The 21942-nt window shown below is 44.7% G+C and carries 23 protein-coding genes; 15 read left to right on the forward strand and 8 right to left on the reverse strand.

What is annotated here, in order from left to right:
- Window positions 1–24: 24 nt before the first annotated feature.
- The 3 genes from H6H02_RS13020 (at window position 25) to H6H02_RS13030 (ending at window position 3119) form a co-directional block, all read left to right on the forward strand.
- On the forward strand, window positions 25–1422 hold the full coding sequence (locus H6H02_RS13020; RefSeq protein ID WP_190818210.1) for a chloride channel protein: 1398 nt from the start codon (window positions 25–27) through the stop codon (window positions 1420–1422).
- A gap of 141 nt (window positions 1423–1563) precedes the next feature.
- The gene (locus H6H02_RS13025; protein WP_190818212.1) at window positions 1564–2034 is read left to right on the forward strand and encodes a nitrate reductase associated protein; all 471 of its coding nucleotides are present in this window, start codon (window positions 1564–1566) and stop codon (window positions 2032–2034) included.
- 155 nt (window positions 2035–2189) lie between these two features.
- Window positions 2190–3119: a peptidoglycan-binding protein gene (locus H6H02_RS13030; protein ID WP_190818214.1), complete on the forward strand. Its 930-nt coding sequence runs from the start codon at window positions 2190–2192 to the stop codon at window positions 3117–3119.
- Between the two features lie 164 nt (window positions 3120–3283).
- Here the strand turns inward: H6H02_RS13030 and H6H02_RS13035 are convergent, their stop codons facing one another.
- Complete coding sequence (locus H6H02_RS13035; protein ID WP_190818216.1) at window positions 3284–3439, reverse strand: hypothetical protein; 156 nt, start codon at window positions 3437–3439, stop codon at window positions 3284–3286.
- A gap of 19 nt (window positions 3440–3458) precedes the next feature.
- On the opposite strand from H6H02_RS13035, the gene H6H02_RS13040 reads away from it, so the two are divergent.
- The 4 genes from H6H02_RS13040 to H6H02_RS13055 are packed head-to-tail and all read left to right on the forward strand — an operon-like array spanning window position 3459 to window position 6559.
- The gene (locus tag H6H02_RS13040; protein WP_190818218.1) at window positions 3459–4343 is read left to right on the forward strand and encodes a TIGR02587 family membrane protein; all 885 of its coding nucleotides are present in this window, start codon (window positions 3459–3461) and stop codon (window positions 4341–4343) included.
- A complete protein-coding gene (locus H6H02_RS13045) occupies window positions 4340–4765 on the forward strand; it encodes a TIGR02588 family protein (protein WP_190818220.1) in 426 nt (141 codons plus the stop codon). Before H6H02_RS13040 ends, H6H02_RS13045 begins: the two co-directional genes overlap by 4 nt.
- Before the next feature lie 53 nt (window positions 4766–4818).
- On the forward strand, window positions 4819–5940 hold the full coding sequence (locus H6H02_RS13050; RefSeq protein WP_190818222.1) for a serpin family protein: 1122 nt from the start codon (window positions 4819–4821) through the stop codon (window positions 5938–5940).
- A 19-nt stretch (window positions 5941–5959) separates the two neighbouring features.
- Window positions 5960–6559, forward strand: coding sequence for a DJ-1/PfpI family protein (locus H6H02_RS13055; RefSeq protein ID WP_190818224.1), 600 nt, complete (start codon window positions 5960–5962; stop codon window positions 6557–6559).
- Between the two features lie 288 nt (window positions 6560–6847).
- Here H6H02_RS13055 and H6H02_RS13060 read toward each other — a convergent pair whose 3' ends face one another.
- A complete protein-coding gene (locus H6H02_RS13060) occupies window positions 6848–7243 on the reverse strand; it encodes a hypothetical protein (RefSeq protein ID WP_190818226.1) in 396 nt (131 codons plus the stop codon).
- A 236-nt stretch (window positions 7244–7479) separates the two neighbouring features.
- Here H6H02_RS13060 and H6H02_RS13065 point away from each other — a divergent pair, with 236 nt between their 5' ends.
- Both H6H02_RS13065 and H6H02_RS13070 read left to right on the forward strand, forming a co-directional pair.
- A complete protein-coding gene (locus tag H6H02_RS13065) occupies window positions 7480–9018 on the forward strand; it encodes an FAD-dependent oxidoreductase (protein WP_190818228.1) in 1539 nt (512 codons plus the stop codon).
- A 131-nt stretch (window positions 9019–9149) separates the two neighbouring features.
- Window positions 9150–10010, forward strand: a complete 861-nt coding sequence (locus tag H6H02_RS13070; protein ID WP_190818230.1) for an SDR family oxidoreductase — start codon at window positions 9150–9152, stop codon at window positions 10008–10010.
- 361 nt (window positions 10011–10371) lie between these two features.
- On the opposite strand, the gene H6H02_RS13075 is transcribed toward H6H02_RS13070, so the two are convergent.
- Entirely contained in the window at window positions 10372–11421 is a 1050-nt protein-coding gene (locus tag H6H02_RS13075) for a hemerythrin domain-containing protein (RefSeq protein ID WP_190818232.1), read from the reverse strand.
- 690 nt (window positions 11422–12111) lie between these two features.
- Window positions 12112–13149 carry a hemerythrin domain-containing protein gene (locus H6H02_RS13080; protein ID WP_190818240.1) on the reverse strand — a complete coding sequence of 346 codons (1038 nt, stop codon included), beginning with the start codon at window positions 13147–13149 and terminating at the stop codon, window positions 12112–12114.
- 466 nt (window positions 13150–13615) lie between these two features.
- On the opposite strand from H6H02_RS13080, the gene H6H02_RS13085 reads away from it, so the two are divergent.
- The gene (locus H6H02_RS13085) at window positions 13616–14362 is read left to right on the forward strand and encodes an LmeA family phospholipid-binding protein (protein ID WP_190818242.1); all 747 of its coding nucleotides are present in this window, start codon (window positions 13616–13618) and stop codon (window positions 14360–14362) included.
- A gap of 126 nt (window positions 14363–14488) precedes the next feature.
- Entirely contained in the window at window positions 14489–15007 is a 519-nt protein-coding gene (locus tag H6H02_RS13090) for a DUF2231 domain-containing protein (RefSeq protein WP_190818244.1), read from the forward strand.
- 110 nt (window positions 15008–15117) lie between these two features.
- On the opposite strand, the gene H6H02_RS13095 is transcribed toward H6H02_RS13090, so the two are convergent.
- On the reverse strand, window positions 15118–15519 hold the full coding sequence (locus tag H6H02_RS13095; RefSeq protein WP_190818246.1) for a hypothetical protein: 402 nt from the start codon (window positions 15517–15519) through the stop codon (window positions 15118–15120).
- A gap of 288 nt (window positions 15520–15807) precedes the next feature.
- Between H6H02_RS13095 and H6H02_RS13100 the strand changes: the two genes are divergently transcribed.
- Window positions 15808–16233, forward strand: a complete 426-nt coding sequence (locus tag H6H02_RS13100; protein ID WP_190818248.1) for a DUF2809 domain-containing protein — start codon at window positions 15808–15810, stop codon at window positions 16231–16233.
- 100 nt (window positions 16234–16333) lie between these two features.
- Here the strand turns inward: H6H02_RS13100 and H6H02_RS13105 are convergent, their stop codons facing one another.
- Window positions 16334–16636, reverse strand: a complete 303-nt coding sequence (locus tag H6H02_RS13105) for a hypothetical protein (RefSeq protein ID WP_190818250.1) — start codon at window positions 16634–16636, stop codon at window positions 16334–16336.
- Window positions 16637–17483: 847 nt separating this feature from the next.
- Between H6H02_RS13105 and H6H02_RS13110 the strand changes: the two genes are divergently transcribed.
- The 3 genes from H6H02_RS13110 (at window position 17484) to H6H02_RS13120 (ending at window position 19890) form a co-directional block, all read left to right on the forward strand.
- Window positions 17484–17708: a DUF167 domain-containing protein gene (locus tag H6H02_RS13110; RefSeq protein WP_190818252.1), complete on the forward strand. Its 225-nt coding sequence runs from the start codon at window positions 17484–17486 to the stop codon at window positions 17706–17708.
- A 317-nt stretch (window positions 17709–18025) separates the two neighbouring features.
- On the forward strand, window positions 18026–18415 hold the full coding sequence (locus H6H02_RS13115; RefSeq protein ID WP_190818254.1) for a response regulator: 390 nt from the start codon (window positions 18026–18028) through the stop codon (window positions 18413–18415).
- A 20-nt stretch (window positions 18416–18435) separates the two neighbouring features.
- Complete coding sequence (locus tag H6H02_RS13120) at window positions 18436–19890, forward strand: ATP-binding protein (RefSeq protein ID WP_199329148.1); 1455 nt, start codon at window positions 18436–18438, stop codon at window positions 19888–19890.
- Window positions 19891–20056: 166 nt separating this feature from the next.
- Here H6H02_RS13120 and H6H02_RS13125 read toward each other — a convergent pair whose 3' ends face one another.
- Both H6H02_RS13125 and H6H02_RS13130 read right to left on the reverse strand, forming a co-directional pair.
- A complete protein-coding gene (locus tag H6H02_RS13125) occupies window positions 20057–20506 on the reverse strand; it encodes a hypothetical protein (protein WP_190818256.1) in 450 nt (149 codons plus the stop codon).
- 348 nt (window positions 20507–20854) lie between these two features.
- A complete protein-coding gene (locus H6H02_RS13130; RefSeq protein ID WP_190818258.1) occupies window positions 20855–21874 on the reverse strand; it encodes a hypothetical protein in 1020 nt (339 codons plus the stop codon).
- Window positions 21875–21942 lie beyond the last annotated feature (68 nt).

Consider the following 21942-nt stretch of genomic DNA (forward strand, 5'->3'; position numbering starts at 1 on the left):
TGCTAGTGATTTTGAAGGGATTTTATGTCGTCTCCCGACCAAACAACCGCCAGCAACGAGCATAACGTATATGCTGATACATTACCAAACGATTCCAACAGTGCAGACGAACTGACCTATCAGCAAATTATTCTCTGTTCAGCAGTCATTGGAATTGCTGGAGGATTAGTTGCAACGGTTTATTATTATCTGCTGGAAGGAAGCCTGCATTTTGTTTGGCACACGCTTCCTGATGTTTTGAATCCTTACTTTCCCAGCGGATTTCCCTCCTGGAATTATGTGTGGATCGCTACCACAATTGGGGGATTTTTTGTTGGTCTCACACTGCACTTCATGGGTCTTCCCGGTGAAGTTTCTCTAGTTGTTGATAAGGTACACGATCCAGGGCGAATTTCTCTACGCCAAACTCCGGCAATGATTGTCGCCTCCCTATTCTCGATTACAGCCGGTGGCAGTGCTGGACCTGAAGCCCCGCTGGTACAAATTAATGGCAGTTTTGGCGGCTGGCTGGGTCAAAAGCTCAATCTGAGCCTGACGACAACCCGCGTGCTGACTTTCTGCGGCATGAGTGCGGCACTGGGTGCCTTCTTTGGTGCGCCTCTGGGTGGCGCACTCTTCGCTCTAGAAATTCCCCATCGTCGGGGATTGGAATACTACGAAGCGCTCATTCCTGCGGTGCTTTCGGCAATCTTAAGCTTTTTTGTGTTTCGATTTAACACGGGGTTGACGATTGGGGGGATGTATCACTTTGTCACACCTCCTAAGCTTTCCTTGATGAATTTGGGTCAAGGCGCACTGCTGGGGGCGCTAGGGGCGCTGATTGCGATAATCTTTATCGTTCTGTTCCGGAGTATTGGGTACTTGACTCAATACATCGAACACCACACGATTGCGCTGGCTACTTTGGGAGGGTTCGCGATTGGGTTGATTGCTTTAGTGTTTCCTCAAACCCTATTTTTTGGCGAAAAGGAAATTCATACGATTGTCGAAACAGGTTCGACGTTTGGGGTGACAATGTTGCTAGCGATCGCGTTCGCGAAGATGCTAGCAGTTAGTTTCACTCTCCACTCCGGTTTCCGGGGAGGCTTCATCTTTCCGCTGTTTTACATTGGTGCAGCAGTTGGCTTGGCGATTTCTCTGGCTTTTCCACAAATCCACCCGACAATCGGTATGATTTGCATGATGGCGGCAGTCAACGTGGCGGTGACAAAAACACCGATTAGTTCCACTGTAATTCTCAGCGTGCTTTCAGACACGGCGATGGTGCCGGTTCTGGTGATTGCCAGTTTTGTCAGTTTCCTGTTGACCACCCAAGTCTCGTTGATTCAAACACAGCGATCGCGCACACCGACCGGGTTGCAAAACACCAGCCCGATGCCTCTATATGCTGCTGCTAGTGACTTTCCACAGACCAGTCCTTAAATTCTGCCGATATTGAAAACTTTTCACGATTGTGGTAGTGCTCCTAGTAGTCGCAGTTTATGCCTTTAGGAGCTTTTTATTTGGAGAAGTTATTTATCAAAATTTTTATTGTTTTTAATGGATTAATTACCCAGAAAATTAATGAAGTCTGACAAATCTACAGATAATTTCTTTCAATTTGAAGCCGATTTTGTAGAGTCCTTGCGTTGCATTCCGATGCAGGTGCGGATGAAATTAGACACTTGCGGCGTCAAACTAAAATTGCCTCACTGGCACCAATTTAGCCAAGCAGAACGGCAGACTCTGGTAGAGATGCCCTGTACCACAACAGATGAAGCCCAAGCCTACCGGCAATTCCTGCACCAATTAGTTGTAGAACACACAGGCGTCCCTCCCAGTGAGCTGCCGATAGAACCTCACCCAGACTGGATAGATGCCACAAAAGTACCCGCGAATATTCAGGAAAAGGCAGCAGAATTTGGCGCAATCCTGACACCCCAACAATGGGCAGCACTCACTCCCGCCCAGCGCTTTGCCCTCATCAAACTCAGCCGCCCCAGTCACGAAAACCAGAACTTTTTACCCGCACTCCAAGAATTTAACTTAATCTGAGCTATCAAGAAATGTGAAAAAAATAGCTACTTACCTTGCTGCGGCATACTTATTAGGTTACAAACGATGCTGGCAGTGCTAGAGAAAGCGTTTGTGCCCGTGTCCCATCGCGCTCATCATCCATCTGCCGGTCAACTTAAGAGGACATATCCAGGATGCCTTTCACCGCTAGCGTTATTTCATGCCAGGAGTGGGGTGCTAGACCCCCTAAAAAGTGGTCAGATGAAACCACGCCCAAATATGTCGTCATTCACCACACCGATACGCCCAATCCCCCCAGCCATATCTCGAAAGGAACTGTGGATGGAGCGAAAAGATTTGCCAAAAGTGTCCAGAATACCCACATGGATGTTTTCGGCTGGTGGGATTCTGGTCACAATTTTTTGAATACAACGGACGGCGTTCTCCTAGAAGGAAGAAATGGCACATTAGCAAAAATTAAACGAGGTTTGTGTATTCGCTCGTCTCATGCTGGCAGTGCTTTAGGGAATGAATCGCCAGGAATTGAGAATGAAGGCAGATTCATGACCCATCAGATGGGTGAAAAACAATGGAATAGTTTAGTCGATTTATGCGTTTCGATTTGCAGCTCTTGCAAGATTTCTCCTGACAATATCAAAGGGCATCGAGACTTTTCTGCCACTGCTTGTCCTGGTGATTGGCTATACGCTCAACTACCGCGTTTGCGTCAAGCCGTTCGTCAAAAGTTGAGTACAATCGGTGTGCCGACAGATGATGGTTCCTTAAGAGTTGGGTCGCAAGGAGAAAAAGTCAAACAATTGCAGCAGTTGTTGAAAGACAAAGGCTTTAACCCTGGCCCCATTGATGGCAGTTTTGGTACGGGCACAGAAGCGGCTGTGATTGCTTTTCAGAAATCCCAAGGGTTAAAGGCGGACGGAATTGCGGGAACAACGACTTGGAATGCGCTGACTAACCCCACACAAGTGCCTCCAATAAATCTGGTAAATATGTGCAAATACTACCAAGGGTTGCCTCATCAAGATGATGCGATGGAGTGGCTTCAGACGCAGATTCCGAAAGCAACCTTAGATGAGTTTGGGAAAAGATGGCGTAAGACAACCTAAAAATTGGGAAGACAAGTCAGGGGTTAGGAAAACAAACAATTCAGAATTTTCTCTTCCTCCTGGCTTTTATCTGCTTCGATAGTCATTTTTGCGGTAGTTATCAAATTCTCTGTTTTTTTCTTGGATCGCCCTGTGCAAATTGGAGCAGTTCATTGCTTCCCGAATCAAATAGGACGGCTATCGGATGATTTAGATGATTCGAGAGTCAGGGTTTGATAACATTTAAGGAATAAGTTGACAAACGGCTTACCGCTAGCTTCATCTGTTGTTGCCTCCGGCTTGGTTGCCTGAGAATGACTTTTGGCTTGGCATAAGCGCATGAAAAGTCGATGCCCCCTCATGAAGATTAAACGCGCTCGAAAACATAACCCCGAAAAAATTTGGTCGAAAGAGTGGGATGACCTACTTCGGGGTGCCGCCGGTGGGTTTTTATTTGGAATTCCGCTACTGTACACGATGGAAGTCTGGTGGATTGGGTCGTTCACGGAACCGCCGGTGATACTAGCTGCGATCGCTGCCACGTTTGTTGTTGTTTTTTTGCTCAATCGCACGGAAGGCTTTCGCAAATATAAGGGCATTCGACCGGGTGAAGCCGTAATGGATACCCTTGAAGCGATGGCTATCGGCATCGTCTGCGCGACTTGTCTCCTAATTTTATTGCGCGAAATCACCTTAGATACATCTTTGGGTGAAGCGTTAGGAAAAGTAATCTTCGAGAGTATGCCGTTTTCTTTGGGGGTGGCGCTAGCACGTTCTTTTTTAAGTGGCGATCGCTATCAATCTCCCAACAGCGATGAAAATTCTCCACAACCAGACAAAACCCGTCTCAATGGAACCTTGGCAGATATTGGGGGTACTTTGATTGGTGCAACGATTATCGCCTTTAACATCGCACCGACTGACGAAGTCCCCATGCTAGTTGCTGCTTCTTCCCCCCCGTGGCTGATTGCGATTATTGTCGCCTCACTGTTAATTTCCTACGGGATTGTCTTTCAGGCTGGCTTTACTAATCAACAACAACGGATACAACAGCAAGGGATTTTCCAGCGTCCCTTAAGCGAAACCGTTTGCTCCTATTTAGTGTCGCTTTTAGCAGCCACATTTATGTTGTGGTTTTTCCATCAGCTGAGCTTTGACGATCCGTGGCAAATGTGGTTGAGCTATACATTGATACTAGGACTCCCAGCCACTGTCGGTGGCGCAGCAGGAAGGTTGCTAGCATGAGCCAAACAAATCAAGATAGCAATTCATCCCAACAGCAACGACCGCCGCGATCGCTTGCGGAATGGGTTTCTTTTGCGATCGCTACGTGCATTGTGGCGCTACTGGTGGGATTGGTGCTGTATGACTGGGCAACCCAGAAAAATCAACCCCCGATTCTATCAGTCAACGCTAAAGAAGGAGAGATGCGTCAAAGCCAAGCGCAATTCTACATCCCTTTTGAAGTAACTAATATCGGTGGAGAAACTGCTGAATCAGTCCAGATTATTGCCGAGTTGCGCGTTAATGGGGAAGTTGAGGAAACTGGCGAACAACAAATTGACTTTCTCTCTGGTGGCGAAAAGGAGGAAGGCGCATTTATCTTTAGCCGCAATCCCCGCGATGGCGAGTTAGTCGTGCGAGTCTCTAGCTACAAGTTACCTTAACTTTTTTATAACTGCTCATTTCCTGACTCGCGGTAATTATTGGAAACGATGCAATGGTTAATAACAAACTTGTCGCAGCGAATACTCAATTTGCCTTTAAACTATTTAGGCAACTTACAAAACAGGAGCCTGACAAAAACATTTTTGTTTCTCCAGCAAGCATAGCGATCGCTCTCTCGATGACCTACAACGGAAGTGTGGGACAGACGCAAGCGGGAATGGCGATCGCGTTGGGATTGCAAGAAATGAGCTTGCCACAAGTCAACGAAGCTAACTCACAGTTGAGACAAGCTCTGGAAAATCTGGATAACGAGGTGGAGTTAGCGATCGCTAACTCGCTTTGGGCGCAGCAAGATATTCAGTTTAATCAGGATTTTTTACAGCGAATCCAGGAATTTTACGATGCAAAAGTAACCAACCTGGACTTTAGCAACTCCGATGCTTTGACAACCATTAACAACTGGGTGAATGAAAATACCCACGGCAAAATTAAGACAATTCTCAGCCAGCTCAGCCCCCTGGCAATTCTAATCCTAATTAACGCTATCTATTTTAAAGGTATTTGGACTAGTCCTTTCGACAAAGAAGATACGCACGATCGAGTTTTTACCCAACTCGATGGAACGCAGAAACAGCACCCGATGATGTCTCAGTACGAAACATACCGCTATTATCAGGGTGATAACTTTCAAGCGGTTAGTTTACCCTACGGTACTGGACGGGTGAGTATGTACATCTTCCTCCCAGATGCAGGCTCCAGCCTGGAAGCATTCCACAAAAACCTGAATGTTGTGAACTGGGATAGATGGATGAAGCAGTTCCACCAGATGAAAGGAAGAGTCGTTCTACCCCGCTTTCAGATGGAGTATAAAGTGGATCTTAAAGAGGCTCTCATCGCTTTGGGTATGGAAGCTGCTTTTATGGGAGGTTTCCAGCAGATGTGCGCTGGCAACCTAGCCATTTCCAAAGTCATCCATAAAACCTTTCTCGAAGTTAACGAAGAGGGAAGCGAAGCCGCCGCCGCCACAGTTGTGGAGCTAGTAAGAAGCTTTTCCAGTGAACCTACCTTTACAATAATTGTTGATCGCCCCTTCTTCTGTTGCATTCGAGATAATCAAACTGGCTCCATACTATTTATGGGTTCGATTATGGAGCTATCTCCAACATCTAATTAATTCACTAGGAGTTAGGAAAATGACTGGAAAGAAAATTTTGATGCTTATCGGTGACTTTGTTGAAGACTACGAAGTAATGGTGCCTTTCCAGGCATTACAAATGGTTGGGCATACTGTCCATGCAATTTGCCCTGATAAGAAAGCTGGAGATAAGGTGCGAACCGCAGTCCATGACTTTGAAGGCGACCAAACTTATAGTGAAAAACCCGGTCACAACTTTACCTTAAACGCCACCTTTGATGAAGTGGAAGCGACAGAATACGACGCCTTAGTGGTTCCTGGTGGACGTGCGCCAGAATATATCCGTTTGAACCAGAAAGTATTAGAAATCACGCGCCACTTTGCCGAAGCAAATAAGCCGATTGCCGCAATTTGTCACGGGTTGCAAGTTTTGGTAGCAGCGGGAGTGCTAGAAGGCAGAAGTTGCACGGCTTACCCCGCTTGTGGCCCAGATGTTAACCGGGCAGGTGGACTTTACGTGCATATTCCGCCAGACGAGGCAATGGTTGACGGTAACTTAGTAACAGCACCTGCATGGCCTGCTCATCCTAACTGGTTGGCAGAATTTTTGAAATTGTTAGGAACGAAGATTGAGCATCAAGAAATGGTTGCGGTTTGACAATCTCAATCCTATCGAAGTTAGATAATTTACTTGTCTTAGCGCTACCTAAGCTTGCAATTCGGTCTTTCCTTCCTTTTGAAGCTACCGTGTACACACATCTCGTACAGGATGCGAAACGCTCTCCGATCCCCCTAAATTCCCCTTTTCAAGGGGGACTTTGATTGGATTTCCTCCTTTTTAAGGGGGGTTGGGGGCATCTCTTTGGATGGAACATCACTATCGAGAAGTATTGGATTAGAAACCTAGTTTCTCAGTCAAAAACCTTCTTTTTTACTTTTTTAAAAACTACTGATTCGATTGTTCTGTTGTCTGGGTATTCAGCTTATCTATTCGATTACGCAAACGTTCCAGCTCTAATCTATAGGTTTCTAATTGACTCGTCGGAACTGCTAATCCTTCTTGAGTAACTCGATTTGCCGCAGGATTATTAATGAGTTGTTCGACTTGATTTAAGCAGGTATTTAAACCAGCGGCAAATTCATACCGAGTTACAGGTTGATTGCCTTGAAAAGTGCGATCGCTATTTCCAATTAGACATCCATAACGCTCTGTTGGAGATGGTATTTGAGAATTTTGATTATTGGGAATCGCTTCCTGTGCAACTGCACTGTTTGCTATCAGCAAAGCCATTCCCAAAACAACTGGGCTATCTAAAAGTATATTTTTAGAAAATTTCGGCATTTTTAATCCCTTCCACTTAGCTTGCAAGAATGTAACTTTAAGCCTGCTGAAATTCAGACTTTTTACATATATCTTATCTTAATAAAAAACAACTAACTATGTGTAGATGGCTGCTGCGGAAGTGCCAGGATTGACTTACTTCTAATTACAGATAACAGGTTCCGACTTTAGACGTTATCCCAGTAACAGGCAAAGCACTAGGTATAAAAATTTATACTATTTCAGGAGAACGCTGAATGAATTTACCAGGAACCTCTGTCTCGGTTTGGCTCGACGCTATAGAAGGGACAAAATACCCGCAATTGACCAGTGATATTACCGTCGATGTTGCCATTGTAGGCGGCGGCATTACTGGCTTAACCGCCGCGTTGCTATTGAAACGGGCTGGATTAAGGGTTGCTGTGATTGAGGCATCGCAGATTGGCAACGGTGTCACCGGCTATACCACTGCCCACCTCACCGAAGCTGCGGACGAACGCTACCAAGACCTGATTTCCTCCTTGGGTGACACGGAGGCGAAGCTGGTAGCAGAATCGAGCCGTGCGGCGATTGAACGCATTGCGAAGTTTGTGGCAGAAGAGAAGATTGATTGTGATTTTCAGCGAGTGCCGGGATATCTTTACACTGAAAAATCCCAGGATGCGTCCGAAATTGAGTCAGAGGCGGAAGCTGCTAGCAAGTTGGTGATTCCAGCTGCTTTGACAAAGGACGTGCCCTTGCCATTTCCGGTAGAAGCGGCGGTGATGTTCCCCAATCAAGCGCAGTTCAACCCGATTCCCTATCTCCAAGGACTTGCAAAGGCGATTGATGGCGGTGGCAGTTTTATTTTTGAGCAGTCATCTGTTGTTGATATCACCGGAGACAAGCCGAGTCGAGTTTCTACCGAACAGGGGACGGTAACGGCTCTAGATGTGATTATTGCTACTCATACGCCAATTCATAATCTGAACAGCCTCCCCGACTTGTATGTAATGACCACGAAAATTGCTCCGTATCGCTCTTATGTCATCGGAGTGAGATTGCGATCGCCATTACCGCAAGGACTGTTTTGGGACACCGAGGAACCGTATCACTATACCCGTAGCTACAAAGACCTGCTGATTGTGGGTGGTGAAGACCACAAGACGGGCGATGATGTGGATAATCAGGCGTGTTTCGAGCGATTGGAAGCGTATGTGCGCGATCGCTTTGATGTGCAATCAATCGATTATCGCTGGTCAGCTCAATTGTACGAGCCAGTCGATGGTCTACCCTATATTGGCAAAACCGCAGCTCATTCTAATATCTACGTTGCTACCGGCTATTCTGGCAACGGCATGACCTTCGGCACGGTTGGCGGGATACTGACAAGCGACTTGATTCTGGGACGGACGAATCCCTGGACTGAACTTTACAATCCGAATCGGGCGAATATTGTAGCCAGCGCCCAGCGATTTGTGACCGAGAATCTAGACGTTGCCAAGCACTTTGTAGTTGATCGACTTTTCAAGTCGGAAGGCAATGAACCCTCTGATGTGTTACCAGGTGAAGGCAAGATTCTGGAAATCGACGGGAAGAAATATGCCGTCTACCGCGACGAAACAGATTATCTCTGCTCGCTTTCTCCAGTGTGTACTCACGCTGGATGCATTGTTGATTGGAACAACGCCGAAAAAACTTGGGATTGCCCTTGCCACGGTGGACGTTTCAGCCCTACGGGTGAGGTACTAAATGGCCCGCCGATTACCGATTTAGATCAAAAAGAATTGCCCAGTCAAGTTACAACTAAAAGTTAATTTCATAGCTGTCCTTATCCCCCTCCAGATTGATTAAGTCAATCTGGGGGACTGTTAGCGTGTGGGTGAATAGAAACAAGAAATCCTTCTCAGGATTTCCATTTTTTTAGACACGGTTTAAGGACAAACTTATGCAAGCAGAGCAACAGCTACAACCACCACAACATCAAGACCAGCAACCTGGTATTGAATCAGAAATGACGCCTAGACCCAAGGCGGATGATAGTAAATATCAAGGTAGTAACAAATTACGCGATAAAGTAGCACTGATTACCGGCGGTGATAGCGGCATTGGTCGCGCAGTTTCCATCTTCTTTGCCAAAGAAGGTGCTGATGTGGCAATCGTGTATCTGAACGAACACGATGACGCTCAAGAAACTAAACGGCTAGTGGAAGAACAAGGGCGTAAGTGTCTGACGATTCCTGGTGACATTGGTGACGAAAAATTTTGTCAGCAAGCCGTCGAAAATACGGTTAAAGAGTTGGGGAAACTCGATGTTCTCGTTAACAACGCTGCCGAACAGCATCCTCAAGAAAGTATCGAAGACATCACTGCCGAACAGCTTGAGCGCACGTTCCGGACTAACATTTTCTCGATGTTTTTCTTGACGAAAGCTGCACTCAAGCACCTAAAAGAAGGCAGCGCGATTATTAACACCACTTCGGTGACAGCTTATAAAGGGAATCAGCAGCTGCTCGATTATTCGTCTACTAAAGGGGCAATTGTTGCCTTTACGCGATCGCTCTCGAAGTCTTTGGTTGAAAAGGGAATTCGCGTCAATGGCGTGGCACCAGGCCCCATCTGGACTCCACTCATTCCCGCCACTTTCCCAGAGGATAAAGTTGCCTCTTTTGGTAAACAAGTGCCGATGCAACGAGCTGGACAGCCAGAAGAAGTTGCGCCTAGTTACGTCTTTTTGGCGTCAGACGACTCTTCTTATATGTCCGGTCAGATTTTGCATCCCAATGGTGGCGATGTTGTCAACGCTTAGTGTGGAGACCAATTCACTATTCTGATATCACATTTGCGATCACTCTTAAAAAGGAAGGCGAGAGACGTATTTGTGGTAGACATAAAGTGAAGTGGTGGTATGAGATGAATCCCCATTTTTCTTGAAAGTAACAGAAACCCGTTTTCCAATAAGAAAACGGGTTTCTGGATTTTTCGTATTCATGAATCATTTACGACTGATATAGATTCTGGGAGTTAGTGATCGCATCGGGGTATTGCATATTGCCCGATTTTTTTGATTAACTCAGGGAAATAAAAAAACTCCCACCACGTAAGTGGCGGAAGTGCAAACGTCAGTTAAGTGTTAGGAGGTATGGTGTAGAGATTGAACGTGCTTCCGATTACTTCGTCGAAGCTGCCATTTGTTGCTGAATTTTGCTCTTAGCAGCTTTGAATTCGCTAGACATTTGCTCTTTTTGCTCGGTGCTGCAATTATTATCGATGGCTGCAAACATCGTGCTTTCTTCCTGACGGATATGATCGCCAACCGCATCCATCAACTGCTTAATTTTTGATTTGAATTGATCTTTGGAAGAAGCAGGGTTGATCGCTTTAATTTCATCCAACATCCGCTTCATTTCGGCTTGCTCATCGTACAGCTCTTGAGTATTGTCGTCCCCGTAGAAAGAGCGAACTCTGGGATAAACGATTTCTTCTTCGGCTTGAGCGTGTGCCAATAAATCTTTGTAGAGCTGCCCAAAATACTCTTGGAGTTTTTGAGGATCGTCAGTAGCCCCAATTTCTGTAAAGATGGTGTTGGTCTTATTGTGATCCAGGCGGATGAGCGTCTGGATGTTCATGTCTTGCTTATCGGTGTTTTGGGTGACGGCGCTACCAAACACACCAGACAAGGCTGCAACAGCGTCTTGAACTCGTGCCCACAGTCCTTGATCTGCGTCTTTTCCAGTCAGTTCGCGGACACCCACGAGTTCTAGCAGTCCTTTGAGTTGTTCCTGGTGAGCGCGGTTCTCAAAGTTAACAGCATTTAAAGGTCCAATCGCCAGTTCAATATCAGCACCCACGACTTGAGCAGCTTTGTGAACTACGATACCGCTCATCGCCTGAGCGTGCTTCAGGAGTTCGTGTTGAACTAATTTCTGGTAGAGAGACAGCTTATCACCAGACATTAATTCTTGGGTCTTCTTAACAAATTCCTGAACTGTCTCGTGAGGTTCAGAGGGAACGCCGTACTGAACAATTACCGTTTCTAGAACGCCCAAGTTTTTCTGGTCGTCCTGGAGCATATTCTGCAAGCGATCGCGTACATCTTGATCGGGAGAGCTACCAATCAGGGTTTGCTCGTTAGAGATGATTAAATTTTGCGTCGCTTTCATGTCTGCCAATTTTTGAGCGATCGCTATACGCTTTGTATCGTCAAGTGTTGATACCATTTTTGTCTCTTCTTTGAAATATTATGGGGGTTGAATCTTTCTTAAGAATCTCATAAGGTCTTAAGGCAATTCATCTTTCCCTCGACTGAATCCAAAAGTATGGTTTATTGATCGACTAAATACTTTTAACTTATATTTTTTTGTTTAAAAATAAAGTTATTTTAACTTCTACTTTTGGCAGGTGCAAAAGTTACTAATTTTAGATATCTTCTCCTGAGTTTATCAAAGCAAGTTTCAAGAAAAAAATAGCTGTAAATGAGCCGTAAAAGCAAGATTCCCAACTTCTTTAAGAAGTAGATAATCTAAAACGCTAGTATCTTACGCCTAAAATAGGATGACCATAGTTGACTGGCAGATTGAAAGCCTTTGCACTGGCAGTATTTCAGTCAGTTTTAACTAAATTTAGCTCCTAGCCCGTTCGCGTTAGCGTTCCCGAAGGGTAGGGTAGTTTAGTTCAGAGCTTAAGCCAGTGCCATTAGACCATCCTTTATTTATTCCATAGAAACCGCGAAATTACGGACTCTCAAAAGATTAGCCACTTAAAAGATTAAATCTAGGAGACTCACTTACGACACTCTCCTAGATTTAATTTCTTTATTATCCCGATGGGAATTAGCGATCGCGTTGATTAACTATAGAGAGGGTACCTTCCAATCCTCCCCACACATTTAATCCTGTTCGCTCACACTACTACTTGCTAGAAGCTGCTAACTGGTCTTGTAGCTGGCTCTTAACGGATTTGAACTCGGTTGCCATTTGTTGTTGCTGTTCGCTGCTGAAGTTATCGCGCAGCTTAGCCAACATCTCGTTCTCTTCCTGATTAATGTGATGGTTGGTAGCGTCTCTTAGCTGACGAACCTTCGCTTTAAACTCAGAAGAAGAAGGACTCATCGCCTTAATTTCGTCCAGCATCCGAGCTTGCTCAGCTTGCTCGTTATATAGATCCTGCGTGTCCTGATAATAAGAACGTACTGCTGGATAAACAACTTGCTCTTCGGCTTTAGCGTGAGCCATCAAATCCTTGTAAAGCTGACCGAAGTATTCTTGGATCTTTTGAGCATCGTTAGAATTCTCAATTTCCATAAACAAGGTTTTCGCCTTGCTATGATCCATGCGGAGAATTTCACCGATAGTCATATCGGAGCGATCGGAGGTTTGGGTGACAGCACTACCAAATACCCCTGATAATGCGGCAACGGCGTCTTGAACCCGTCCCCACAGTCCTTGATCGGCTTCTTGTCCGGTTAGTTCGCGAACACCCAGAATTTCCAAAATACCTTTCAGTTGCTCCTGGTGAGCGCGGTTCTCAAAGTTAACAGTATTTAAAGGAGTAATGGCAGCTTCAACGTCAGCGCCAACTACTTGAGCTGCTTTGTGAATCAGTAGACCAGTCATTGTTTGCTTGTGCTTAAGCAATTCATGCTGAGATACTTTTTCAAACAAAGTGAGTTCAGAACCTTGCATAAGTTTCTGAACTTCATCAATCATCTTGGTTGTTGTTTCCTTCGGTTCGGATTTAACACCGTACTGAATAATTACAGTGTCGAGAACGCCAAGATTTTTCTGATCGTCATCGAGCATATCTTGTATGCGCTTGCGAAGATCATCATCGGCGAGTGCAGAGATGAACTTTTGCTCGTTAGCAATTAGCAAGTTTTGCAGCGCTTTCATGTCTGCCAACTTCATGCCAATCGCCATGCGCTTGGTGTCATCTAGTGTCGTTACCATTCTCTTGTTCTCCACTGAATAGTCAATAATCACAGGATCGGAATCTACTTAGAAGATAGTCATCTTGGTTAAATAGATTCATCTCTCTTTTGACTGATCCCCCTGATTGACCCTGGTAAAGAACGCCAAATTATTATTGGCTCTATCCAAAGATAGAAAGGTTGCAATATTTCAAAATTTTGTTTTTAGGTTTGTGAAATTTATTATTCTTCCGATTAGATGTCATCTACCATAAATCAGATTTAGAAACTTTAAATAGCTTGAATCTACATCCTGAGGAATCACCCTGTTTAGGTGATAAAAAATAGGTTTTTGCGACTATCTTAAGAATGAAATGTTTTTATTTAGTTTGTGTATATCCGATCACTTTGTCACCATTCCACCATCAGGCAGATACACTTCTTAATACAGGTCGCTAGATTGACTCAATAACAGACTCAATTAAGACAATCGCAGGAGACACGGAGTGACGACTAATAAGGATGCTTCCCTGGGACAGCAGGCACTTAATAAAGCAGCAGAAATAGGATTATCTAGCCAACTCGATGAAGTAGAACAATTAGAGGTAGATGTCCAGAGCGATCCACTGAAAATGGTTCAGGGACAGGTGGATTCAGTCACCGTTGAAGGCGAAGGTTTGGTGATGAACAAAGACCTCCGCATGGAGGAAATGAAAATGGAAATGCGTGGCATCTCCATCAATCCCCTCAGCGCTGCTTTTGGCAAAATTGAATTAACCAAACCCACTGACGCAACTACTCACGTTGTCTTGACGGAAGCAGACATCAACCGGGCATTCAACTCGGAATTTGTCGGTAGTAAGATGCAAAGTATGCAGGTATCAGTTAATGGACAACCGACGACTATTGATACTCAAAAGGTAGATTTTCGCCTACCTGGTGAAAACAAAGTTGCATTGAGTGCCGATGTGCTGCTGCGCGAGACCGGAGAAACCAAGCAAATTGCCTTTACAGCAGTGCCCCGCGTTGGTGCAAACGGGCAGAAGGTCAATTTGGAAGACGTTGAGTATACCGAAGGCAAGGAACTCTCCCCAGAACTGACGGCGGCGCTATTGGAAAAATCGAGCGAACTGTTGAACCTGAGCAACTTCGATTTGCAAGGAATGTCGCTTCGCATCAAACAATTAAATTTAGAATCGGGAAAAATGACGCTTTTGGCGGAAGCGCATGTGGAGCAAATTCCTTCAGGCTAGTGATGAACTGTTTGCGGTTCGCTGTTCGCAGTTAATTGAGGGGTTACGATCGGCAACCCAAAGTTAATAGCCAACAGCGATCGCCTGCTTCCACTCGTCTAACTCCTAGAATCCATAGAGAAGAACATGACACAAACTCCCAATATCCCGCCGCTGATTGAAAGTGATGAGACCGACTATCAAGATAGTGGGGTGACAAGTACAGTTGCGATCGCAGGACATCCTCTGCATCCACTGATCGTCACCTTTCCCATTGCTTTTTTGACCACGCCAGCAGCAGCCGATCTCGCCTACTGGTGGACAAAGGATCTCTTCTGGGCACAAGTCTCTATCTGGCTAATTGGCATTGGCTTGGCAAGTGGCGTGATTGCAGCCCTGACTGGCATGATGGACTTCTTGAAAATTGACCGAGTCCGCAAGCGCAGCGCTGGCTGGGCACACATGGTACTGAATGTCGCCGCCCTAGGGCTGACAATTGCCAACTTGGCACTGCGTTGGGGCAACACCTCAGGAGCCATATTGCCTACGGGACTTACAATCTCAATTATTGTGGCAACCCTTCTCGGTTTTTCGGGTTGGTACGGAGCCGAGCTAGTCTATCGGCATAAAGTTGCTGTGATTGGCTACGGCGATTCAAATAGATAGAAAAAATAAGCAGGCGACATCCACATCGCCTGCCAATGAATTTAAAAATCTCTCCTACACGTCCTTAGCATCGCTAAAAGGTAGAAGCGGCAAAAGCTAAATTTTTGATGTTATATCAATCCTGGCCCCTGATGACGCTTATCGCCTTCCATCGTCAGCTTCCCTTCTTCATCATCCTGTAATTCTGAGACAGTTTCAGCCCGTTCGGCAGCCTCGGCTTCTTCTTTTGCTTTCAAGTCTCCAGGTTCATTTACATACATTTCGGGTTCTATCGCATAGTTATTTAAAAGACCCTCTTTGTCTACGGTGTAACCATCTGTAGTCTCGATACTTCCATCATTGGTTTGATCGTTGGTCGGGGATTTTTTCTCATCATCTTTTCCGGGAGTTGTTTTAAATGCATTCCCCTCTCTTTCTCTACGTGCTGCGGTTTCAGCAGGTACAATCCCCCGATCGTAGTTATCTTCACCAACTCGTTGACTGCTATCCGTGCTATCTGTTTGATTATTCATGAGTATTATTCTCCCAACAATATTCAGCTTTAGAAAGTAAGAATATAATTTTTTGTATACCTTTATACTCTACCTTGAGTATTAGATTGCCAAGGTATAAAAAATTCATATAAGATTGCGTAATAAATTACAACTAGGATATAAGTTAATCTCCTACTGAGGAAGGAGAAATTGAATTCTTCTATGGGCTGCTAAACGCAGTTGAGTGCAGACGTCAGCCTGCTCGTTGGCGCGGCTTAGTCTAAATGTATAGAATACAGAACCGAAAACTGGTTGGAAGTATAGCCAATGCTTCGAGACACCAAATATATTAAGCGGATTATCCTCTCTCTGCTGATTATTGTGCCCCTGGGATTGCTCTCCAAGAGATACACTGGGTTCGGTCGCAGCTGGGTCAACGATTTCTCAGGTGATATCTTATACGAAATATTCTGGTGTTTGTTCGTATTTTTACTGCTTCCGAGTCGCAGTGCGATAAATCAAATTCCTATTTGGGTATTTGGCATCACTTGCGCGATCGAATTTTTGCAACTGTGGCACCCACCCGTTTTGGACTCGATTCGCTCGACTTTTCTGGGCAAACTGTTGCTCGGAACCACCTTTTCTGGGTGGGATTTCCCTCATTATCTGCTCGGTTGCATCATCGGGTGGTTATGGTTACGGCAAATTGTCCGGGGTTACAAAGATAAAACCCCGATTCGCTCTGATAAATAGATAGGGTGATTAGATGAGGGAGACTTTTAAGTAGTTTTTACCCTGTGGTTGATGGCTAATCAGATATAAGTGAATTAACCCGAACGGGATGCCCTAACCTTTATTTAATTTTCCTCCTTTCTCGCCAGCTTTTCAGCATCAAGCTGTTTTCTTTCAGCATCAAGCTTAGGGTGATTAGCTGCTCGGATAGTAATATCAGCTCTTCACTGGTGGCAATTAGTTCCTCACTTTCGCTGATAAGCTCAGATGATTTACTGAGCAAATTATCTGTTCTGGTTGTTATATTTTTCTGGTATGTCTCAGACTGTTGCTGTCCAGATTCCGCTGAATCTAAAGAATTCTGGCGACCTTCAGAATGAGTAGATTTTTGCCAATTTCTGTTGCTGGATTTGTGCCTTTTCATGATGTGAATCCAGTTGATGGAGATGTTGGTAGGGGATTGTAAAAGAGCAAATTTGAACGTATCAGTGGATTTTTAAAATTCGAGAGAGGGCGTAGCACCTGCTATGCAGGTGCTACGCCCTCTCTCGAATTTTTGAACGGGTTTTGGTATCTACTTATCTAAATGATTAGCTGTCTGGATTTTACGAGCAGCTTCTTACTCGTAGCGATTAGCTCTCGACTCGTGGCTACTAGCTCGTGATTTTCGTGAATCAGCTTAGATGATCTGCTGAGTAGGTAATTGGTTCTGTTTATTATTTGTTGTCGGTATATCTCAGAATCTTGCTGTTCAAATTCCGGCAAATCTGAAGAATCTAGAGGAATTTTAAACAGACAGGGTTTTTGCCACTTCCTTTCGCGGGGTTTGTGTTTTTTCACGATATGACTTCTTCGATGAAGATACTGGTGTGGTGTTGTAAAAGAGTGAATTTAGACGTACCAGTAAGTTTAAAAAATCGAGCGCTCGTGTAGCAACCGCGTAGCGGTTGCTACACGAGCGCTCAAAAGTTAGAACAATAGAACAAGTTGTACTATCTATTTACATCTGTGGACTACTTAATCTATGGGCTAAATTGCTCTCGTCCAAACCAACTAACAATCGGCTAAATCTGTGGATTTAGCATTACCCTTTAAAATAAAAGATATTAGACACGAATCAAGCTAAACTTCCATCTACAGAAGGAAGCTAATATAAACTGTGTCTGTATATTTGACTACCAGCAACCTGCATTGCGCGATCGCAGTGATTATAAGAAAATCTCTGAAAAGTCATAATCTCATTTTCACCGCCTTATTGTCGCCCCATCTCTATGAAGAAGCAAGTAAAGGTTAAACCCAATTCAAAAAACCAAAGCATTAAGGAAGCTGAAGACGGTAGCCTCACGGTACATTTGAAATCGCCACCTGTGGATGGTAAGGCAAATGAAGAATTAATTCAAATACTCTCTAAAAAATTTAATGTATCAAAATCGAGAATCATTATTAAATTAGGTCTATCGTCAAGAAATAAGCTAATTGAAATAGATGACAGTTGAGCATAAGTTTAAACGATAGCAACCCGATTTAAGTTGTGAGCCAGCCCTTCAGATCCCGGACTTCTTAGAGCCGGGTATCCCACCTCCACAAGTTATTGAATAGGATTGCTATAGCAGTTTAGGGATACGGGGGTGACTCTGACTCGAAGCGATCGCTATCCCAATTTTCCTTTCGATTATCCCATTTAGCTTTAGCTCCTCAAGAATTTAATCTTAGGAACTATCTATAGGTAGATTTAAAAAGCTCAAATTTAAAACCTAAAATTTAAAAGGGAATAACTTAACCTGATACACTTGAATGAAAAGGTCAACTCAGCATGACACACGTCTTACTGATCGATGATGAAGAGGCATTACGTGCCAGTCTTAGCTACGCCTTAATTAAAGAAGGCTATCAGGTGACAACCGCAGGGGATGGACAGACTGCACTCAAACTGTTCCATAAGCAAGTGCCGGACGTGATTATTTTAGACTTGATGCTACCGGGCATTGATGGGATGGAACTCTGCTGGCGCATCCGAGCCTTTTCTAATATCCCGATTTTGATGCTGACAGCTAAAGACCAAGATATTGACAAAGTTTGGGGATTAGAAGCGGGTGCAGATGACTATATCACCAAACCCTTCAACACTCGCGAACTCCTTGCACGGATAAAAGCGGTTCTCCGGGGTCGCGCAGTTGGTCAACAGTCTCTACAGGGAGATTAGAACAAAGTGAAGTTGCACCTTTGAACAATTTAAGGAGCTGGTTAGCAATTCACATCCGCTGGAATTCGATTTACCGGAAACTGTTAGTTACCTACCTAGCACTTACCGCACTAGGAACTTCCATTCTGGGAAGCTATATTCTGTTCTCTTTCCATGCCTATTTCATGAGAACGAGACAGGCTGATTTAGATGCCTGGACGACAGCTCTCAGTGAGAGTGTAGCTGACGCCTTGGAAGAAAATAATCTTAATCGGGTGAAAGTGCTAGTACAACGCTACGGTTCACCGGAAGCTGTCACCTTGCGCGTCTTTGCACCTGATGGTCGCCTGCTATTCACCTCTGCCCCTCAGCTAGATAGCCAAGTCCCCAACTGGTTGGCTGTTGCTGGCGTGAGTGAAGCACTGCAAAATCAGCCGACGCAAGGGGTAACGAAGGGGATTCTCTCTAACGATGATCGAGTGTATGCAGTCCGACCGATATTTCGGAATGGTCGTGTGCTCGGTGCGCTGCGGATGTCGATTACTTTAGAACAGTTTCAGCGTCAGTTTCGCCGCGTCATTTTCACCGTTCTCGGAACACTCTTCCTGACACTGTTGCTTTGTGCGCTGATTAGTGAAAGCCTTGCCCGTAATATTGCCAGACCAATTCAGGCAATGTGCCACTTTGCGATTGAGGTGGGTGGAGGTCATTTAGGTGAGAAGCTGAACATCCATCAAGATGATGAAGTGGGTCAATTAGCCAATGAGTTGAATCGCATGAGCGAACGGCTGGCTTCCCTAGATAAGGAGCGGCGGGCATTTCTCGCGAATGTGTCCCACGAACTGCGGACTCCTGTGAGCAACGTCTATGTCACCCTAGAAGCACTCGCCAACGGAGCTGCTGAGGAGCCGGAGTTACGCGATCGCTTCATCCAGACTGCACAGGATGAAACCATGCGCCTGTCCAGGCTAATTAAGGATCTCCTGGATTTGGGACGACTCGAAGCAGGTGTAACGCCACTAGAACAGCAACCGCTCAAGTTACGAGACTTGATCGAACGGGCGGTGCGAGCAATGGAGTCCCGCATGATAGCCAAGGAAGTTGGTATCAGTGTGGAGGTTGCTGATGTTCAAATCCAAGGCGATCCAGAACGACTATTGCAAGCTTTTCTAAATATATTGGACAACGCGATTAAGTTCTCTGTACCAGAGTCTAAAGTTTCTGTCTCAAGCAATATAGAGGGTGCCCAGGTTTCAGTAAAAATTCGAGATCGGGGAACTGGAATTAGTGAGAGCGATTTGCCCCGCATTTTTGAACAATTTTATACAGCAGATCCCTCGCGCAAAGGTAGCGGAACTGGTTTGGGGTTAGCGATCGCACGGCGTATTGTGGAAGCACACGGCGGCACAATTAGTGCTACTAGCACTCCAGGCGATGGCGCAACTTTCAGCATTCGTCTTCCCCTCGACACCGCCACAGAGAAACGAAAGAGTTAAGCTTGTGTTTCGTTTCTCTGGAAAGAGTTAAGCTTGTGTTTCGTTTCTCTGGTTTGATTTCTCTTGCCGAAGTAGAATTGCAACCAGCCAATCAATGTACATCGATCCTTTATGTTCTCATGAACGGAATAATGTACATTGACCTTTCTTTCCTAACTACTAATCTCTAGTTATTAAAGGCATCCTTGATGGTATCAACAGCCTGTTCAACAAGACCTTTTGTGTTGTCTACTGCTTCCTGAGTCCGAGCCGCATCTTCATCTGCTCTTTTCTCAATTCGCGCCGCATCTCTGTTGGCTTTGCGCTCAATGAAATTACCATGGCCATCCGTTGCATCCTCGACTCGGTCTGCATTCTTATTGGCAGTCTCTTTGAGCTTGTCTTTGGTATCTTCGATGAAATTCTTGCTTCGGTTCAAATCTTCGTTGGCTTTTCCTTTAACCTGGTCGCTCGTATCTACAGATGCGATTAGGTTTGCACTAGGAGCAGCCATTGCAGAGGGGTTTGAGAAAAATGCACCCTGCCAAACAAAAGCGATCGCTGACACGCAAAATAGCGTCGTAGCCAGCCAACGTCCTACAGTCGAAAGCCCTTTCGTAAAATAATTTAGTTGCATAAAACACAATCTCATTAGGTTTAACAATCCTATATTTACTTCATCAGGCTTATCAGCTAAACCGCTCTCTAGACAGATGTTCCCTTATCACAAATTATCAGAAGAATTCACTCTTCCGATAGATTGAACAAATATCATCCAGCCTGCATACGTTTAAACTGAATATAGTAGCAAACTAATAATTCTATTTTTATTTAGGCTACAGTACCCCTACTGGTTAACTGACAAAACTCAAGATATAGAACTACAAAATTTTAATGTGAATTTTTATTACAAATAGTTTTGATTCTGTTTTTTCAAGGCAACTGCATCCATCAGGATTAGCTTATCCGTATGCTTGAATTTATTTCACTTATGAGAAGGAATACTGACGTCTGCGTGTGGAGTCGGTTCAGATTCTAATTCAACAGCGCTATCGTTTGCAGATGTAGTTATTTCAGTCTCTGTTTCAGTATCTTTTTTAGCTTGCCACAAAAGTGTTTTTATCTTCTGTAAATGTTCAAATGGTAAAACGGTACCTTTAGTAATCTTTAGTTTAGTAGTCCCGGTAGGGCTTTCGGAGTGTTTCCGTACTTCCTCCACCAGCTCTTTGAAAATCTCAATTGCCTCGTCTACTTTAGGATTTACTCCTTGAATTTGATTCAAATGTTTACTGACTTCCTCGAAGTCGCTGGGGTCTAAAGTCGCATCTCTGGTAAACTTCAGCTCAGTCAATCCTCTGGGACTTTCTGAATGCTTTCGCACTTCCTGGACTAGCTTGTCAAAATCTTTAATTGCTTCATCGATTGGTTGTTGCGGTTTAAGACTTCTTGCACTGACCTCGTTTATCCCAGTTTGAAGTACCGCGACCAATAACCGATCCTGTAGGGCGCGAAATATCAAAGTACCTGCGGAACCAGCAACTGCGGAGGTTGCTAACAAGATAAAAGCCGTTTCTGGTCGGACAATCGCGATAGCTGGGGGTGCCGCAAGGGCACCAATCAACAATCGCGCCACCACGCCTAAATCAATTACATTTCCGGCATGAGCGTAGGCAAACTTTATCGCCAAATCATCATCGGTCGGCTTATGAGGTAACTCAATATTTCCCTGGAGATTGAGCAGTTCGTAGACTAACCCACCCAGGCTTCCAGCAGCGAGAATCACCGCAAGCATCATCCAAAATTTGCAGTCAGCTAAATTAGGAGTTTCTAAAATCTCTTTTACATTTATCTCCCAATTATTGGGCTTGGTTTGATTAGAATTTGGAATAGGGCTGGCTGTAGGAAGTAGAGTTGGACTTGGGGAAATGCTTTGACTGTAGGCTGCTGTCGCAGTCAGGCTAGTAGTTAGAAGAAAACCCGAAATAATAATGTTTATGCGCTTCATTTTTTAGTTGCTTACTTCTGTTTAATAAAACTAGTTTAAAATATGGTTTATTTGTTTTTAAAAAATGC

The organism is Coleofasciculus sp. FACHB-1120 (genome assembly GCF_014698845.1).
Taxonomy (GTDB): Bacteria; Cyanobacteriota; Cyanobacteriia; order Cyanobacteriales; family FACHB-T130; genus FACHB-T130.

What these genes read in the sequence shown, in the direction of transcription:
- H6H02_RS13020 (WP_190818210.1), top strand. Translation starts at nt 25, where the DNA reads ATGTCGTCTCCCGACCAAACAACCGCCAGCAACGAGCATAACGTATAT.
- H6H02_RS13025 (WP_190818212.1), top strand. Translation starts at nt 1,564, where the DNA reads ATGAAGTCTGACAAATCTACAGATAATTTCTTTCAATTTGAAGCCGAT.
- H6H02_RS13030 (WP_190818214.1), top strand. Translation starts at nt 2,190, where the DNA reads ATGCCTTTCACCGCTAGCGTTATTTCATGCCAGGAGTGGGGTGCTAGA.
- H6H02_RS13035 (WP_190818216.1), bottom strand. Translation starts at nt 3,439, where the DNA reads ATGCGCTTATGCCAAGCCAAAAGTCATTCTCAGGCAACCAAGCCGGAG.
- H6H02_RS13040 (WP_190818218.1), top strand. Translation starts at nt 3,459, where the DNA reads ATGAAGATTAAACGCGCTCGAAAACATAACCCCGAAAAAATTTGGTCG.
- H6H02_RS13045 (WP_190818220.1), top strand. Translation starts at nt 4,340, where the DNA reads ATGAGCCAAACAAATCAAGATAGCAATTCATCCCAACAGCAACGACCG.
- H6H02_RS13050 (WP_190818222.1), top strand. Translation starts at nt 4,819, where the DNA reads ATGGTTAATAACAAACTTGTCGCAGCGAATACTCAATTTGCCTTTAAA.
- H6H02_RS13055 (WP_190818224.1), top strand. Translation starts at nt 5,960, where the DNA reads ATGACTGGAAAGAAAATTTTGATGCTTATCGGTGACTTTGTTGAAGAC.
- H6H02_RS13060 (WP_190818226.1), bottom strand. Translation starts at nt 7,243, where the DNA reads ATGCCGAAATTTTCTAAAAATATACTTTTAGATAGCCCAGTTGTTTTG.
- H6H02_RS13065 (WP_190818228.1), top strand. Translation starts at nt 7,480, where the DNA reads ATGAATTTACCAGGAACCTCTGTCTCGGTTTGGCTCGACGCTATAGAA.
- H6H02_RS13070 (WP_190818230.1), top strand. Translation starts at nt 9,150, where the DNA reads ATGCAAGCAGAGCAACAGCTACAACCACCACAACATCAAGACCAGCAA.
- H6H02_RS13075 (WP_190818232.1), bottom strand. Translation starts at nt 11,421, where the DNA reads ATGGTATCAACACTTGACGATACAAAGCGTATAGCGATCGCTCAAAAA.
- H6H02_RS13080 (WP_190818240.1), bottom strand. Translation starts at nt 13,149, where the DNA reads ATGGTAACGACACTAGATGACACCAAGCGCATGGCGATTGGCATGAAG.
- H6H02_RS13090 (WP_190818244.1), top strand. Translation starts at nt 14,489, where the DNA reads ATGACACAAACTCCCAATATCCCGCCGCTGATTGAAAGTGATGAGACC.
- H6H02_RS13095 (WP_190818246.1), bottom strand. Translation starts at nt 15,519, where the DNA reads ATGAATAATCAAACAGATAGCACGGATAGCAGTCAACGAGTTGGTGAA.
- H6H02_RS13100 (WP_190818248.1), top strand. Translation starts at nt 15,808, where the DNA reads ATGCTTCGAGACACCAAATATATTAAGCGGATTATCCTCTCTCTGCTG.
- H6H02_RS13105 (WP_190818250.1), bottom strand. Translation starts at nt 16,636, where the DNA reads ATGAAAAGGCACAAATCCAGCAACAGAAATTGGCAAAAATCTACTCAT.
- H6H02_RS13110 (WP_190818252.1), top strand. Translation starts at nt 17,484, where the DNA reads ATGAAGAAGCAAGTAAAGGTTAAACCCAATTCAAAAAACCAAAGCATT.
- H6H02_RS13115 (WP_190818254.1), top strand. Translation starts at nt 18,026, where the DNA reads ATGACACACGTCTTACTGATCGATGATGAAGAGGCATTACGTGCCAGT.
- H6H02_RS13125 (WP_190818256.1), bottom strand. Translation starts at nt 20,506, where the DNA reads ATGCAACTAAATTATTTTACGAAAGGGCTTTCGACTGTAGGACGTTGG.
- H6H02_RS13130 (WP_190818258.1), bottom strand. Translation starts at nt 21,874, where the DNA reads ATGAAGCGCATAAACATTATTATTTCGGGTTTTCTTCTAACTACTAGC.